Genomic DNA, 14,853 nt, shown 5'->3' with positions numbered 1-14,853 from the left:
TCTGCAATCGATTGCGAAATCCTACCGCCATCTCCGTTACATCGCAATGATCGTCGCGCGGCAATCGTCATGCACACTGCAGTGCAAGCCGTTCGAGCTGCGAGGCGTTGCGGCGCAGCCGGGATGCGGTAAGTGGCGCTATGCGATCGTCAAAGCCTACCAGTCCGAACGGCGCGTCTGCGGGGCCGCTGAAGATGACCGATATCGCCCGGCTCGCGGGTGTCTCGACCTCGACGGTTTCGCGCGCGCTGGCCGAAAGCCCGCTGATCCCGGTGAAAACGCGGCAGCAGATTCAGCAGATTGCGGCCGAACATAGCTATGTCATCGATCAACGTGGACAGCGGCTTCGGTCGAGTCGAACGCGCACGATCTGCGTCGCCATTCCGCTTGGGCACGAAGCAGACCAGATGATTTCGGACCCGTTCTTCCTCCAGCTCTTCGGTCATATCGCCGACGAGATCTCTGCGCGGCAGTACGACGTGCTGTTGTCGCGGATCCCGTCGCCAGCTCCGGGTTGGCTGTCGCGCCATGTCCAGACGCAGAAAGCCGATGGCTATATCATCGTCGGGCAAAGCGACCAGCACGCGGAGATCAACCAGGCGGCACGCGCTTTTCTTCCATTGGTGGTGTGGGGCGCGCATCTTCCCGAGCAGGCGTACTGCTCAGTCGGATCGGACAATATCGGCGGGGCGCGTGCCGCCGTGGATGCCTTGCTGCGAGCCGGGAGACGCCGGATCGTCTTCCTCGGCGCGTCTTCGTTGCCAGAAATCCAGATGCGGCTGCGAGGCTATACGACGGCGCTCGAGCGTGCCGGTATTGCCGTGGTCGACGAACTCATCCAGCCCGCGCATTTCACCGGGGATACGGCGTTGGCCGCCGTCCAGGACCTTATCGCGCGTGGTGTCGCTTTCGACGGCGTCTTCGCGGCGTCGGACGTCATTGCGCTTGGCGCGCTGCGTGCGCTTCAGACCAGCGGCGTGTCGGTGCCGGCTGACGTATCGGTGATCGGGTTCGATGATCTCGCCCTTGCCGAACATTCGAATCCGCGGCTGACGACGGTGCATCAGGATCTCAAGCATGGCGCTGCGGCGCTGGTCGAGTTCCTTTTTCGGCGGATGAACGGTGAGGAGACACCTTCGGCGACTTTGCCTGTGCGAGTCGTTCAGCGCGATTCGGTCTAGGCCCTAAGCGTCAGGAGACGGCAAGCGGCCATCGCCGCTTAAACGTCACGCGCCTCTTCGATCATCATGATCGGAATGCCCTTGCGGATTGGATACGCCAGCCCCGCCGAGTCGGACACAAGCTCGTTTGCGGCACGGTCGTAGCGCAGCGGCGAGCGCGTTAGGGGGCAGACGAGAATCGCGAGAAGGCGCGGATCAGGGTCGCGCGCAACGTGCTCGGCGACGTGCTCGGTCACTGGAGCAAATTGCCGTCGCTGCCGCCCGCGCCTTGGGCAAACGTCATCAGCGCGTTGAGCGTTGCCGCCCGCGCTGGCAGGTCGCGGGCTTCGAGGAGCGCCTGCCGCTCGACCGGATCGAACGGACAGACCGCCGACAGCGTCGTCACGAGCGAATCGTCGTCGGCCTCGGCGACTGCGGTCCAGTCGGCGCTCAACCCCTGCGTGTCGAGGTACGACCGCAGCGTCGTCTCCAATGCCGACCGTGCGGCGGGGGCAAGCGGGCGCGGCTCGCCCTCGTCATCGGCAAAGGCGTCGAAGTCGGGCATGACCTGTCGGTAAGGTGTCGTCACGTCGAGCTCGCGCGCGACGGCAAAACGCGCGACACCGGTCAGCGCGATGATCATCCGCCCGTCGCCGGTCTCGCGGAATTCAGTGATACGCCCCGCGCAGCCGACGTCGAACAAGCCAGGACGCCCCCCGGCGTCGGCGTCATCATCCATCGTCAGCCGGGGCTGGATCATGCCGATCAGATTCGAGCCTGCCATCGCGTCACGGACCATCGCCAGGTAGCGCGGCTCAAAGATGTTGAGCGGCATCACCCCGCGCGGCAGCAGCACCGCGCCGCCGATCGGGAAAACCGGCAAGACGGTCGGCAGCATCGTCATCTCCTCGTCGGGGCCGGGATCGGGCGTGTCCATCATTGCTTATACGATCAGGCGAACAGGATCGTCGACAGGCGGCGGCGCACCGCCGCAGCCCAGGGGTCGGTAAAGCCGGCAGCTTCGAGCATTTTAAGCAACCGCGCCTTCGCCGCGCCTTCATTTGCGTCGCGGTCGCCGGCGATGCTTGCGAGCAGAACGTCGGCCGCGCCATCGCGGTCTCCCCGCGCCATTAAGCCGCCAGCGAGCTCAACCGCACCGGCATGATCGCCAGGATCGGCGGCGACACGCGCGGCTAGCCCGGCGAGGTCGTCGACCGGCACCGCATCCTTAGCCAGCGCGATCGCGGCGAGCGTCTGGGCGAGCGTCGGATCCTTTGCATCGGGCGCGAGGGCGGCCAGCGCGGTGTCCGCCGCCTCATGCTGGCCGAGCGCGACAAGTGCGCGGGCATAGCCTGCGATGACCTCGACCCGGTCCGGGAACTCTTGCGCCAGCGCGCCGAACATCTCCGCCGCCTCCGCTGCCGCGCCCTCGTCGAGCGCTTCGTTGGCGGCAGCAATCATCTCCTTGATTTCCACCTCGGGGTCACCGGGCGCGGGCGGAACGGCGGCGAGCAGACGATCGACGAAAGTGTTGATTTCGCGCTCGCTCAGGGCACCCTGAAAGCCATCGACCGGCTGGCCGCGAAGGAAGGCGTAGACGGTCGGGATCGACTGGATGCGGAATTGCGCGCTGATCGCCGGGCTCTTGTCGACGTCGATCTTGACCAGCTTTACCCGCGGCGCGTGCGCGGCGACGATCCGTTCGAGGAGGGGGGTCAGCGTCTTGCAGGGGCCGCACCACTCAGCCCAGAAATCGACGAGGACCAGCGCGGTCGCGGACGCGTCGATGACGTCGCGCTTGAACGCCTCGATGCTGGCTTTATCGGATTGGGGGGACGACAGGCTGGCCACGCGCGATGACTCCGTTGTTCGGTCCCGGCATATGGGGGTCGAGTGCGGTGCTTGCCAAGGCTGGTCGGAACCGCAGCCCTACCCGATTTCAGGCTTGCCCCCGCCGCCGACCTGCTGTAGCGAGCCGTCTCCCGAAGCGCAGGTCAAACCAGCGCTTCCGCCGAGCGGGCGTAGCTCAGGGGTAGAGCACGACCTTGCCAAGGTCGGGGTCGAGGGTTCGAATCCCTTCGCCCGCTCCATTTTCGCTTCGGCTTCGGCCGGGCGACTTAGTCAGTTGGCAGCAAGCGTCGACGCCGGCGACGGGTCGAGCAGCAACGTCTCGAGCGCCGCCATGCCGCGCCATCCGGCGTCATAACGGTCGGCGGCGGCGAGCCATGATTGTGCCTTCGATCGCTGCGCAGGGGGGAGTGCGTTGATCTCGGCGGCGGCAGCTGTGACATTGCCCGCCGCAAGCGATGCCGCCGCGCGGTCGACCCGCGCCGGGTTCCCGGTGGATGCCGTCCCCGGACGCACGACGATGCCGGCAAGACTGTCGCGAAAGCCATCCCACCAGCTCTGCGGCACCGTCGTTACCGCCGCGCCCAACGCTGGCCTCAATTGCTCAAGCCCGCTGCGCAACCCGGGCAGCGTCACCGGGTTGGAACCGAGCACAGCGACCGCATCGACCGCTGCGGCGGCGCGCGGGCCGAATGACCGCCGCAGCGCCGGTTCAAGCGCACCGAGCCGGTTACCCTCGGTCAACTGCCGCCGGACCGCGCCCGTGACGAGCATTGCCTGCGCGCGGTCGGCGGCGGTCGTCGCGCTGGCGAGCGCCGCGGCGGTCGCGGCTGCACCCGAGTCGATTCGCGCGGTCAACGCCGCGAGGTCCGTCGCGATCTTGTCGGTCCGCCCAGTCGCAGCGGGGACAGTCGCGCCGAGCGTCGCGACCGTCCCCTCGAGCCGTGCGAGGCGCTCGCCACTCGCACCAATGGCCGCTGCGTCACCATTTGGCACGACGACGGCGGGACGGGCTTCGATTGCGGCGATCCGGGCATCGAGGGTAGCGAGATCTGCGACCGTCGGCGCGACGGTCGGAGCGAAGCCGGGCAGACGACTGCGAACGGACCGTTCGAACCACGGATTGGCGATCAGGCCGAGTGCGAAGGCGAGCAGCGCGGCGACGAGTACCCACGCAAAGACAGCACGTTGCGGGCGCGCGGCAACCGGCACGGCGCGGCTGCGCATCTGGTCGAGGCGCGCGCCAGACAGATCGCTCCCGCCGCGGCCCGTATCGAACGGTTCCATCGTCATACTCCGCGGGTGACCGTCATGAGGCTTTGTCGCACACGACTGCCGCAGCCGCAAAGAGTGCGTCGTCGGTCGGCGCAGCGGCGATTGCGACCGAGCGCCATCCGGCTCCGGCAGCAGCAGCGGCGGCGGGGCTGATCGCGACGAGTCGCAGCGTATTCCGGGCGATCCCAGCAGCGTCGACCGCGCACGAAAACGCCCCGGCGGAGCGTGGCGAATAGAGCGGGACGACGTCGATCGCTCCTGCCGCGAGCGCCGCCACGACGGCGGGCGGCAAGTCGACCGGTACCGCCGCATAGACCTCGCGGACCTCGACGCTCAGTCCCGGGGGAAACGCCGCAATGATGCGATCGACTCCGGCGAGGTGAAGAATGCGCGTCAATCGCGCGGCCGCAACGCTGGCGAACATGGCCGCACCAGTACCCGCACCAGCCCGAACCTCGCGCCAACCTGCCGCGCGCGCCGCCTCGGCGGTCGCCGCCCCGACGGCGAAGGCTGGCAGGCCAAAATAGCGCTCGGCACCGCTCCCGGCGCAACGAACACCGTTGGCACTGGTCAGGGCGATTGCCTCGGGTTCGATAACGGGCGGAGACCACGGCCGCGCTTCGATCCGCAGGAGCGGCGCCTCGATCACCGTCCCCAGCGTCGCCCATTGCGGTGTCGCTCCGCCCGGGCGCGTGACGAGAATCCGCGTCACTGCCCGCCGAACAGCCCGCGCAGTTCGGGGCTGGCGGCACCGAGCAAATATGCCGCCAGCGCATCGACCTCGGCGGCGGCGTCTTCGGCGCTGCGGTCAAATGCGCCGCCTTGCCGCTCGCTGCCGTCGGGCAACAGGATTTCGGCGCGGAAGACGACGCGGCCGCCTTCGATCTGCGCATAGGCGGCAACCGAGCTATGACAGTCGGCGGCAAGCGCGGCGAGGAAGCGGCGTTCAAGCAGGACGGCAGAGTGGGTCGGGACGTCGTCAATGGCCGCCAGCAGCGCCGCGACCGCATCGTCGCCCTCGCGGCACGTCATCCCGACCGCGCCCTGCGCCGGAGCGGGGAGCACCGTCGAGAGCGGCAGCGCGACGCCTTCGGCGATGCCGAGCCGATCGAGCCCCGCCGCCGCGAGCAACGTCGCGTCGGCCTCGCCCGCGGCGATCTTCGCCAGCCGCGTCGCGACATTGCCGCGCAGGGGCACGATGACGATGTCGGGGCGCTCGCCGAGGAGCTGCGCCGCGCGGCGCGGCGATGATGTTCCGAGCCGAGCGCCCTCGGGCAGAGCCTCGAGGCTCGCCGCGCCAATCAGCCGGTCGCGGACGTCGGCGCGCGGCAGCATCGCGGCGATCACGATGCCGTCGGCAAGGCGGGTTTCGACATCCTTCATCGAATGGACCGCGAGGTCGATTCGCTGGTCGAGCAGGGCGGCATCGAGCTCCTTGGTCCACAGCGCCTTGCCGCCGATCTCGGCAAGCGGGCGGTCCTGGACGCGGTCGCCGGTGGTGACGACGACGACGATCTCGACCGCGACATCGTGTGCCGCGACGAGCGCATCGCGGACCATATGCGCCTGCGCCAGAGCCAGCGGCGAGCCGCGCGTACCGAGCTTGAGGGTTTTCATCGCGAATCCTTGTGCAAGCGACGGCGGCGATTGGCAAGATTTGCGGGCGATTGCAACGACCGGCGCGGTTATGCGACGCAGCGCGCGGAACGCGCTATAGGGCGGCAAGTGACCGGATTTCCCCTCATCCTCGGTATCGAATCGTCATGCGACGAGACCGCCGTCGCGCTGGTTCGCGGCGACCGGACGATCGTCGCGCAGGCGGTCGCGAGCCAGGACGCGGCGCATCGCCCGTTCGGCGGGGTCGTCCCCGAAATCGCCGCGCGGGCGCATGTCGAGGTCCTGACCCCGATGATCGAGCGCGTTCTCGCCGATGGCGGTGTCACGCTGGGCGAGGTCGACGCGATCGCCGCGACCGCGGGGCCGGGACTGATCGGCGGGGTGATGGTCGGGCTGGTGACGGGCAAGGCGCTCGCCTTCGCCGCGAACAAGCCGCTGCTCGCGATCAACCATCTTGAAGGCCATGCGCTGTCGCCGCGTCTGGTCGATCCCGAGCTGGCCTTTCCGTATCTCCTCCTGCTGGTGTCGGGCGGACATTGCCAGCTGCTCGCGGTCGACGGCGTCGCGCGCTACCGGCGGCTGGCGACGACGATCGACGACGCGGCGGGGGAGGCGTTCGACAAGGTCGCGAAGCTGCTCGGCCTCGGCTTTCCCGGCGGTCCGGCGGTCGAGGCGGCGGCGCGGTCGGGCGATGCGGCACGCTTCAAGCTGCCGCGCCCGCTGCTCGGGTCGCCCGAGCCGCATTTCTCCTTCGCTGGATTGAAGTCGGCAGTCCTGCGCGCCCGCGATGCGCTGCCCGCGTTGACCGCGACCGATGCCGCCGATCTCGCCGCCGGGTTTCAAGCTGCTGTCGTCGATTGCCTGCTCGACCGGACGGTACGCGCGATGGCGCGGATGCCCGAGGCGACGGCGCTGGTCGTGGCCGGGGGAGTCGCCGCCAACGGCGCGATCCGGTCGGCGCTGACCGGGCTCGCCACCAGCCGCGGCCTGCCGTTCATCGCGCCGCCGCTGTGGCTGTGTACCGACAACGCCGCGATGATCGCATGGGCCGGGGCCGAGAGGCTCGCGCTCGGCCTGGTTGACGGGCTCGACGCGGTCGCCCGTCCGCGCTGGCCGCTCGACCCCGCTGCCGAGCCGGTTCGCGGCGCCGGGGTCAAGGCATGAGCCTGATAACGATCGGGGTCGTCGGCGGCGGCGCATGGGGCACCGCGCTGGCGCAGGTCGCGGCGGCGGGAGGGGCGAGGACGACGCTCTGGGCACGCGAGGCCGAGGTCGTCGCCGGGATCAACGCGGACCATGTCAACGCGCTGTTCCTGCCCGGCGTCGTGCTGTCCCCGGCGATCGTCGCGGTCCCGGCGCTCGACGGGCTGGCCGACGCCGATGCGCTGCTGATCGTCACGCCGGCGCAGGCGATGGCCGACGTCCTCGCGGGTCTCGCTGGCCAATCCCCCCGCCCGCTGATCCTCTGCGCCAAGGGCATCGCGCCGGGAGGCCGGTCGATGGCTGAGGTCGCTGCCGAGGCCCTGCCCGACTGGCCGCTCGCGGTACTGTCGGGGCCGACCTTCGCGCACGAGGTCGCTGCAGGGCTTCCGACCGCAGTGACGCTCGCCTGCGCCGACGAAGCCCTCGGCCAAGCTCTGTGCCAGCGGCTCGCCCAGCCAGCCTTCCGCCCCTATTACAGCGCCGACGTCGCCGGTGCTTGCATCGGCGGGGCCGTCAAGAACGTCCTCGCGATCGCCTGCGGGGTCGTCGCCGGACGCCGTCTCGGCGACAATGCCCGGGCGGCGGTGATCACCCGCGGGTTCGCCGAGATGCTCCGCTACGGTCTCGCCTGCGGGGCGAGCGCAGCGACCTTGGGGGGGCTGTCGGGGCTTGGCGACCTTGTCCTGACGTGTACCGGGACCGCGTCGCGAAACTTCACCCTCGGCGTCGCGCTCGGCGAGGGACGGCCTCCAGCAACGGGGCGGACGGTCGCCGAGGGGGCAGCGACCGCGCCGGTCCTCGCAGCGGCGGCGGCAGCGCGCGGCGTCGAGATGCCGATCGTCGCTGCGGTCGCGGGCCTTCTCGACGGCTCGCTGACGGTGGAAGCGACGATATTACAGCTGCTTAGCCGCCCGCTCCGCGCCGAGGTCTAGAAGTCGACGGCAACGCCGCGGCGTTCCCAGTCGCCGTAGCGGACCGGGTCGGGACCGTCGCGGCCGCCGATCTCGGGGACCGGCTGCGACGGGTCCATCTCGGGCTCGGGGCCACCCGGAACCGGCAATTCGGGGGGCTGTTCGCTCGGCAGGAGCGGTTCGGGCATGTCGGGACGGGGGATCGAGGCCATTGCGCTTCTCCGGTGGATGGATTGAACTGACATCAACATAGAAATGGGGAGGACGGGTTCAAATGACCGATCTGAACGGGCGCGCGATCGCGGTGACCGGGGCGGGGAGCGGAATCGGGCGCGCGCTCGCGGTGCTGCTGGCAAAGAAGGGCGTCCGCCTCGCGCTCGCCGACAAGGACGCGGCGGGGCTCGGCGAGACCAAGGCGCTGCTCGGCAATTCGCCGGCGACGACGACCGCGCTCGACGTCACCGACGACACCGCGCTCAAGGCGTGGATCGACGAGGCGGCACGCGAATATGGCGGCCTCGACGGCATCATCAACAACGCCGGCCTGTCGATCATCGCGCCGTTCGCCGACACGCCCGCAGCCGATTTCGACCGGGTGATGGACGTCAATTTCGGCGGCGTCGTCTCGGGCTGCCGCCACGCCTTGCCGCACCTGCGCGGGCGCGACGCGGGCTGGATCGTCAATATTTCCAGCGTGTTCGGCATGATGGGCTATCCGACGCAGTCGGCGTACAACGCATCGAAGTTCGCCGTGCGCGGGCTGACCGAGGCGCTGTACCTCGAACTCGCGCAGACCGACCCCGCCATCCGCGTCATCCGCGTCCACCCCGGCGGGATCAAGACCAACGTCGCCCGCAACGCCAAGTTCATCAAGTCGATGCCCGGTGCTCCCGGAGCGATGGATTCGGCGTCGGAGTTCGAGAAGAGCGCGCGGACCACCCCCGACCAGGCCGCCGCGACGATCGTCGCGGGGATGGAAAAAGGCAGCCCGCGCGTCCTGATCGGCGGCGATGCGAAGATGATCGACCTGCTCACCCGGCTGTTCCCGGTGTCGTATTACAAGCGCATCGGCGCCTTCCTCGGCGGCGGGCGGTAGCCGAGTCGCGCCGCCGAAAGTGTCAGGCCAGCTTGACGAAGTTGATGAACCTGACGCCACGTCGCGATGGAACGCGGGCTTCCACGAGGCGTCCCGACCACCAGCGCGACGCTTCGAGGGATGAGAAAAGGTCATCTGGTTACGCTGGGCCAGAAGCCGGGGTGTAGGACAGCGTTTTCTTACGCGGGCGTTTTCTCATCATATACATCGCCGTCATCCCCGCGAAGGCGGGGACCCATCAGCCCAGACGTTCGTGGTGATGGGTCCCCGCCTTCGCGGGGATGACGACTTAAGTGAACACCAACTCGTGCTCTAGCCGGCACCCGCGGCGATGCTCGGCCGGGCGGCGACCCGCGCGAACCAGTCGGCCAGCGCGGGGGTGTCGTCGAGCATGACAAGGCCGACTGCGCGGCCGAAGTCGAGCGTGCTCCACAGCGCGATGTCGGCGATGCTGAAGCGCTCGCCGGCGACGAACCCGCCCGGGGCGATTGCGGCATCGAACCACGCGAGCGCGGTGGCGACCTTCGCCCGGTTGCTCTCGCCGAAGTCCTTGTATTGCGGGACGACGACGGCAGCGGTGAACGGATGGCAGTGCATCCACACCATCGACAGCGGGATGCCGAGGACGGTCTCGACCCGGCGCAGCGCCATGTCGACGAGCGCGCGGTCGAGCGGATCGGTGCCGAACAGCGGCGGCTCGGGGTAAAGCGCGTCGAAATAGCGGCAGATCGAGATCGACTCGGCGATCACCGTGCCGTCGTCGAGTTCGAGCGCCGGAACCTGCCCGCGCGGGTTCTTCTCGACGAACGCCGGTGCCTTGTGCTCGCCCTTGAAGATCGCGAGGTCGGTAACCGGGATCGTCACGCCCTTCTCGGCGAGAAAGATCGTGACCCGGCGCGGATTGGGCGCGGGCGCGGCGGCGCTCCACAGCATCATTTTTTCGTCTCCCCCGTAAGCAGCGTCTTTGCGGCTGCCTCGGGCGACAACTTGTCCGATTCGCGGTCGACGAGCAAGTTCGCCCGGCGCATCGCGTCGACCCCGATCGACCCGACCAATGGGCGCAGCGCCGCATCGAGCGACCCATCCTTCGCCCGCGCGGGGGAGACGAGGAGCAGCGCATCGTACGCCGGAATCGCGCCCTTCGGGTCGGTCAGCACGACAAGATCCTGCGCCGCGATCCGCCCGTCGCTCGAAAACGCCGAGATGACGTCGGCCTCGCCGCTCGCCAGCGCGCGGTACATGAAGGTCGGCTCGAAAGACTTTTGCGTTTTGAAGGTCAGTCCATAGGCGTCGCGCAGCCCCGCCCATTCGGGTCGCGAGAGGAATTCGATGTCGGCGCCAAGGGTCAATCCGGGGGCGGCGCGGGCGAGGTCGGCGATCGACACGAGATGCAGCCGGGTGGCGAGATCGCGCCGGACGGCAAGGACGTAGGCGTTCTCGAAACCGAGCGGGCCGATGACCCCGACCCCGTATTTCGCGTGGAGTTCGCGGCTGAGTTGCGCGAGCATCGTAGCGCGCGGGAGCTTTTCATTATGGCCGAGGATGGCGGTCCACAATGTCCCGGCATAGTCGACGTAGGTGTCGATATCGCCGCCGGCGAGCGCGCGGAAGGCAACCGCCGAGCCGAGGCCGGTGTGCTCGACGACACGGCGCGGGGCGAGGCGGGCGGCGATGACGTCGGCGAGGATATATTGCTCGGAGAAGTTCTTCGCGCCGACGACGATCGGCTTACCAGACGCGGCCGAGCCGAGCTGCGGCACGACCGCGAGGCCGCCGATCAACATCAGCCCTACGGCTCCGGCGAACATCTTGAAGCGCGATCCGGTGCCAAGGCCCGACTCGACGAGCCCGAGCAGCGCATCGACCGCGACCGCGAGCGCCGCCGCTCCGGCGCAGCCGACGAGGACGGCGATCCAGTTCTCGGTCTGAAGCCCCGAAAAGATGAAGTCGCCGAGGCACGCCGCGCCGACCGCGGTCGCGAGCGTCGCCGCGCCGATCGTCCACACCGCCGCGGTCCGTACCCCCGCCATGATCACCGGCGCGGCGAGCGGGAGTTCGACCTGAAGCAACCGCTGGCGCGGGGTCATGCCGACCCCTTCGGCCGCCTCGACGATATCACGGTCGATCCCCATCAGCCCGTTCAACCCGCCGCGCAGCAGCGGCAGCAGCGCGTAGAGCGTCAGCGCGAGCAGCGCGGGGAGGAAACCGAGCACCGGCAGCGTGCCGCCAGTGACACCGCGCACCGCGAGCAGCGCCGGGTAGAACAGCGCGAGCAGCGCCAGCGCGGGAATCGTCTGGACGAGCCCCGCGCCCGCCAGCACCGCCCAACGCGCTCCGGGGCGGGTGCGGGTGAGCAGCACCAGCGGCGTCGCGACGACGATCGCCAGCCCGAGCGCGGCGGCGCTGAGCGTGACGTGTGCGGCGAGCTTGCCCGGAAGTTCGGCGAGTGCGGCGCTGAGTGCGGGGCTCATGCCAGCAGCGCCGCGAGCCGCTCGGCCTGGCGGCGCGGCGACGCGATCATCGCCGCGACCACCGGGTTAGCATGGCCGCGCATCAGTTCCGCCGGCGTCGCATCGGCGGCGATCTTGCCGCGTGCGACGACGATGACGCGGTCGGCGAGGAGCAACGCCTCCTGCATGTCGTGGGTGACGATAACGCTGGTCAGGCCGAGATCGTCGTGGAGGCCGCGGTAGCGCGTTGCCAGCGCATCGCGGGTCAACGGGTCGAGCGCGCCGAACGGCTCGTCCATCAGCACGATCTTCGGGCGTGCGGCGAGGGCGCGGGCGACCCCGACGCGCTGTCGCTGGCCGCCCGACAATGCAGCGGGGGCGCGCGCGCCGAGGCTTGGGTCGAGGTCGACGAGGGCGAGCAGCTCGTCGACCCGCGCGGCGATATCGGCGGCGCTCCAGCCGAGCAGGCGCGGCACGGTGGCGATGTTCGCGGCGACGCTGAGATGCGGGAACAGGCCGATGCCCTGGAAGACATAGCCGATGCCGCGGCGGAGTTCGGGCGGCGACACGTCGCGGACATCGCGCCCGTCGACGCGGACCGTGCCGCTATCGGCGTCGCTCAACCGGTTGATAAGCTTGAGCAGGCTCGTCTTGCCCGACCCCGATGCGCCGACCAGTGCGACGAAGCTGCCCGCCTCGATATCGAGCGCGACATGGTCGACCGCCGTCGTCGCGCCGAAGCGCTTGGTGACATCGGCGAAGGCGATCGCGGCGGGCATGCGGGGGAGGTTAGCGGGGAGGATGCGCGGCGTCTCCCCCCTGCCGTCACCCCGGCGCAGGCCGGGGCCCATCGTCGTGCAAGCACTGGAATTCGCGTTGCGGGGGCAGTTGGGCCCCGGCCTTCGCCGGGGTGACGAAGTGGGTTACGCAGCCCGTCCGACCCAATGCAACGCCGCGCCGTTTGTCGCGAGCCACGCGCGTGCGGTCTTGATGTCGCAATCGGTCAGGTCCTTGGCGAGCCGCCAGAAATCGCGGCCGTGGTTCGGGTGGACGAGGTGGGCGACTTCGTGGGCGACGACCGATTGGCGCACCGATGGCGGCGCGAGGATCAGCCGCCAGCTATAGCCGATCGCCCCGCTCGACGAGCAGCTGCCCCATCGCCCGGCGGGGTCGCGGACAGCGACTCCAGTGACATGGCGGTCGATCAGCGCGGCGATGGCGTGGGTTGCCGTGGCCATGTCGGCGAGCGCGGCGGCGCGAAGCCAGCGCAATGTCCGCCCCGGCACCGTCGCCTCGGGGCCGCCGATGACGAGCCGGTCGCCGTCGCGCTTGACCCCGCGCGGATGTGACGAACTCCAGTCGATCGAAAGGCTTGTCCCATCGAACGGGATCGCTGCGCCGGGTGCAAACGGCACCGCGACTGGCCACGTCGCGACCCGCGCCGCGATCCAGCCGTCGTGCGCGGCGATGAACTTTTCCGCATCGCCCAGCCGTCCGCGCGCCGGCAATGCGACCCGCACCACCCCGCGCACCGCGTCCGCACGCAGGGTCAACCGCCGGGCGCGCGCCGACCGCTCGATCCGCACCTCGACCGCGCGCCCGGCAAACGTCGCGACGCTAGAGCGGTGAGTCGATGACATGGTTTTCGAGATCGCCCGCGACGTCCTCGCTGATCGTCCAGCCGCGAACCGAGATTCCGGCGCGATGGACCGAGTCGGGATCGCCTGAAACCAAGGGATGCCAGTCGGCCAAACCCTGACCGCGATGGATGCGGAGATAGCCGCAGGTCGACGGCAGCCAGTCGATCGTCTCGAGCTTTGCCGGGGTCAGGCGGACACATTCGGGGACGTGCGCCTTGCGGTTGCGATAATCCTTGCACTGCCCGGTCGCGCCGTCGAGCAGGCGGCAGGCGACGTTGGTCGGCAGCAGCTCCCCCGTCTCCTCGTCCTCGAGCTTGTGGACGCAGCAGCGCCCGCAGCCGTCGCACAGGCTTTCCCACTGCGGCCGGCTCATCGCCGACAGCGGCACGGTCTCCCAGAACGGTCTATCGGACATAGGTCTTCAACTCGGCGGCGATCGCTTGCGGGGTCGCGCCATGATCGAGGAACGACACCGGCTGGTTCGCCGGGTCCATCAGGTAGATGATCGCGGTATGGTCGACGAGATAATCGGGGCCGGTCCCCGCCTTCTTCGCATAGACGCGGAACGCCTTGCGCGCCGCCTCGGCCTGCGCCGGGGTGCCGGTCAGCCCGACCATCGTCGGCGAGAAAGCGCGGACGAAGGTCTTGAGCACCGCGGGGGTGTCGCGTTCGGGATCGACGGTAACGAAGATCGGTACGATCTTCGCCGCCCGCGCCGGATCGTCGGCGGTAAAGACCTTCATCCCCTGTGCGATTTTCTGGACGTCGACCGGGCAGACGTCGGGGCAGAAGGTATAGCCGAAATACATCAGCCGCCAGCGCCCGGCATAGGTCTTGTCGGTGACGGCGTGCCCGTCCTGGTCGATCAGGCTGAACGGCCCGCCGACCCCGCTGCCGACGAGCGGCCCGGCCGGCGGCGGGGCCGAGCACGCGCCGAGCGATGCCGCGCCGATGACGACGGCGGCAAGGACGGCATAAGGCAGGCGACGCCTGTTCATTAAGAGTTGGTCCGTCTAGGTTAGGGCAGCGCGATCGACCCGTTATATAGGAGGCCCCATGCGCTCAGGCATCATCGCATTTGCCGCCATCGCATCGATCGCCACTGCGGGTCCAGCAGCGGCGCAGTTTTCGGACTCGTACAACTTCATCAAGGCGGTCCGCGACAAGGACGTCACCAAGGCGCGCGAGATCCTGAACAAGCCGGGCACGACGATCATCAACGCCCGCGAGCAGTCGACCGGCGACGCCCCGATCCACATCGTCGTCCGCCAGCGTGACATCGCGTGGCTCGGCTTCCTCCTCCAGGCGAATGCCGATCCGAACATCCGCGACCGCGACGGCAATTCACCGCTGCTGCTTGCCGCGACGGCGCGCTTTGCCGAAGGCGTCCGCGTCTTGCTTCTCGTCCACGCCGTCGTCGACCAGCGCAACAACGCCGGCGAGACGCCGCTGATCAAGGCGGTCCAGGCGAACGACCTCGACGACACCAAGCTGCTGCTCGACGCCGGGGCCAATCCCGATCTCGCCGACAACAGCGCGGGTTTTTCGGCACGCCAGTATGCAGCGCAAGGCGCGCACCAGCAGATGGTCAAGCTGCTAGCCGAGGCCAAGTCGCGCATCTCCGCCCCAGTTCAAGGGCCGCCTCGATGATCT

General features: G+C 69.2%; 18 protein-coding genes and 1 tRNA gene. 6 read left to right on the top strand and 13 right to left on the bottom strand.

The genetic code is table 11. The features are described from left to right. Positions 1–194 precede the first annotated feature (194 nt). On the top strand, positions 195–1,181 hold the full coding sequence (locus tag KZX46_RS07215; RefSeq protein ID WP_255615322.1) for a substrate-binding domain-containing protein: 987 nt from the start codon (positions 195–197) through the stop codon (positions 1,179–1,181). Between the two features lie 38 nt (positions 1,182–1,219). Here the strand turns inward: KZX46_RS07215 and KZX46_RS07210 are convergent, their stop codons facing one another. Genes KZX46_RS07210 through KZX46_RS07200 form a run of 3 tightly spaced genes read right to left on the bottom strand, consistent with a single transcriptional unit; the run spans position 1,220 to position 3,011 of the window. Further along, a complete protein-coding gene (locus KZX46_RS07210; RefSeq protein WP_219776036.1) occupies positions 1,220–1,417 on the bottom strand; it encodes a Trm112 family protein in 198 nt (65 codons plus the stop codon). After that, complete coding sequence (locus KZX46_RS07205) at positions 1,414–2,097, bottom strand: LON peptidase substrate-binding domain-containing protein (RefSeq protein ID WP_226896146.1); 684 nt, start codon at positions 2,095–2,097, stop codon at positions 1,414–1,416. Before KZX46_RS07205 ends, KZX46_RS07210 begins: the two co-directional genes overlap by 4 nt. A 14-nt stretch (positions 2,098–2,111) precedes the next feature. Continuing rightward, on the bottom strand, positions 2,112–3,011 hold the full coding sequence (locus KZX46_RS07200; RefSeq protein ID WP_219776035.1) for a tetratricopeptide repeat protein: 900 nt from the start codon (positions 3,009–3,011) through the stop codon (positions 2,112–2,114). A gap of 164 nt (positions 3,012–3,175) precedes the next feature. On the opposite strand from KZX46_RS07200, the gene KZX46_RS07195 reads away from it, so the two are divergent. Further along, positions 3,176–3,250 (top strand) — tRNA-Gly (locus KZX46_RS07195). 31 nt (positions 3,251–3,281) lie between these two features. On the opposite strand, the gene KZX46_RS07190 is transcribed toward KZX46_RS07195, so the two are convergent. The 3 genes from KZX46_RS07190 to hemC are packed head-to-tail and all read right to left on the bottom strand — an operon-like array spanning position 3,282 to position 5,900. Then, positions 3,282–4,295, bottom strand: coding sequence for a hypothetical protein (locus KZX46_RS07190; protein WP_219776034.1), 1,014 nt, complete (start codon positions 4,293–4,295; stop codon positions 3,282–3,284). Positions 4,296–4,317: 22 nt separating this feature from the next. Beyond that, a complete protein-coding gene (locus KZX46_RS07185; protein ID WP_219776033.1) occupies positions 4,318–4,995 on the bottom strand; it encodes a uroporphyrinogen-III synthase in 678 nt (225 codons plus the stop codon). Further along, entirely contained in the window at positions 4,992–5,900 is a 909-nt protein-coding gene (gene hemC, locus KZX46_RS07180) for a hydroxymethylbilane synthase (protein ID WP_219776032.1), read from the bottom strand. The genes KZX46_RS07185 and hemC overlap by 4 nt, the downstream gene beginning before the upstream one ends. Positions 5,901–6,008: 108 nt before the next feature. Between hemC and tsaD the strand changes: the two genes are divergently transcribed. Then, on the top strand, positions 6,009–7,064 hold the full coding sequence (gene tsaD / locus KZX46_RS07175) for a tRNA (adenosine(37)-N6)-threonylcarbamoyltransferase complex transferase subunit TsaD (RefSeq protein ID WP_226896145.1): 1,056 nt from the start codon (positions 6,009–6,011) through the stop codon (positions 7,062–7,064). Next, complete coding sequence (locus KZX46_RS07170; protein WP_219776030.1) at positions 7,061–8,035, top strand: NAD(P)H-dependent glycerol-3-phosphate dehydrogenase; 975 nt, start codon at positions 7,061–7,063, stop codon at positions 8,033–8,035. The genes tsaD and KZX46_RS07170 overlap by 4 nt, the downstream gene beginning before the upstream one ends. On the opposite strand, the gene KZX46_RS07165 is transcribed toward KZX46_RS07170, so the two are convergent. Beyond that, on the bottom strand, positions 8,032–8,226 hold the full coding sequence (locus KZX46_RS07165; RefSeq protein ID WP_226896144.1) for a DUF1674 domain-containing protein: 195 nt from the start codon (positions 8,224–8,226) through the stop codon (positions 8,032–8,034). The two genes, KZX46_RS07170 and KZX46_RS07165, sit on opposite strands and share 4 nt — an antisense overlap. Before the next feature lie 62 nt (positions 8,227–8,288). Here KZX46_RS07165 and KZX46_RS07160 point away from each other — a divergent pair, with 62 nt between their 5' ends. Beyond that, complete coding sequence (locus tag KZX46_RS07160) at positions 8,289–9,110, top strand: SDR family oxidoreductase (protein ID WP_219776029.1); 822 nt, start codon at positions 8,289–8,291, stop codon at positions 9,108–9,110. A gap of 312 nt (positions 9,111–9,422) precedes the next feature. Here KZX46_RS07160 and KZX46_RS07155 read toward each other — a convergent pair whose 3' ends face one another. The 6 genes from KZX46_RS07155 to KZX46_RS07130 form a co-directional block, all read right to left on the bottom strand. Continuing rightward, the gene (locus KZX46_RS07155) at positions 9,423–10,046 is read right to left on the bottom strand and encodes a glutathione S-transferase family protein (RefSeq protein WP_219776028.1); all 624 of its coding nucleotides are present in this window, start codon (positions 10,044–10,046) and stop codon (positions 9,423–9,425) included. Then, on the bottom strand, positions 10,043–11,581 hold the full coding sequence (locus KZX46_RS07150) for an ABC transporter permease/substrate-binding protein (RefSeq protein WP_219776027.1): 1,539 nt from the start codon (positions 11,579–11,581) through the stop codon (positions 10,043–10,045). The genes KZX46_RS07155 and KZX46_RS07150 overlap by 4 nt, the downstream gene beginning before the upstream one ends. Continuing rightward, positions 11,578–12,339, bottom strand: a complete 762-nt coding sequence (locus tag KZX46_RS07145; RefSeq protein ID WP_219776883.1) for an ABC transporter ATP-binding protein — start codon at positions 12,337–12,339, stop codon at positions 11,578–11,580. The genes KZX46_RS07150 and KZX46_RS07145 overlap by 4 nt, the downstream gene beginning before the upstream one ends. A gap of 144 nt (positions 12,340–12,483) precedes the next feature. Beyond that, a complete protein-coding gene (locus KZX46_RS07140; RefSeq protein WP_219776026.1) occupies positions 12,484–13,200 on the bottom strand; it encodes a M48 family metallopeptidase in 717 nt (238 codons plus the stop codon). Further along, complete coding sequence (locus KZX46_RS07135; protein WP_216710263.1) at positions 13,178–13,615, bottom strand: YcgN family cysteine cluster protein; 438 nt, start codon at positions 13,613–13,615, stop codon at positions 13,178–13,180. The genes KZX46_RS07140 and KZX46_RS07135 overlap by 23 nt, the downstream gene beginning before the upstream one ends. Next, a complete protein-coding gene (locus tag KZX46_RS07130; protein ID WP_219776025.1) occupies positions 13,605–14,198 on the bottom strand; it encodes an SCO family protein in 594 nt (197 codons plus the stop codon). The genes KZX46_RS07135 and KZX46_RS07130 overlap by 11 nt, the downstream gene beginning before the upstream one ends. A 58-nt stretch (positions 14,199–14,256) precedes the next feature. On the opposite strand from KZX46_RS07130, the gene KZX46_RS07125 reads away from it, so the two are divergent. Continuing rightward, the gene (locus tag KZX46_RS07125) at positions 14,257–14,850 is read left to right on the top strand and encodes an ankyrin repeat domain-containing protein (protein WP_219776024.1); all 594 of its coding nucleotides are present in this window, start codon (positions 14,257–14,259) and stop codon (positions 14,848–14,850) included. Positions 14,851–14,853: the final 3 nt, after the last annotated feature.

Origin of the sequence: Polymorphobacter sp. PAMC 29334 (assembly GCF_019431245.1) — a bacterium.
Taxonomy (GTDB): Bacteria; Pseudomonadota; Alphaproteobacteria; order Sphingomonadales; family Sphingomonadaceae; genus Polymorphobacter_B; species Polymorphobacter_B megasporae.
The sequence above is the reverse complement of the archived record's forward strand: the minus strand, read 5'-3'. Positions and strand labels throughout refer to the sequence as shown.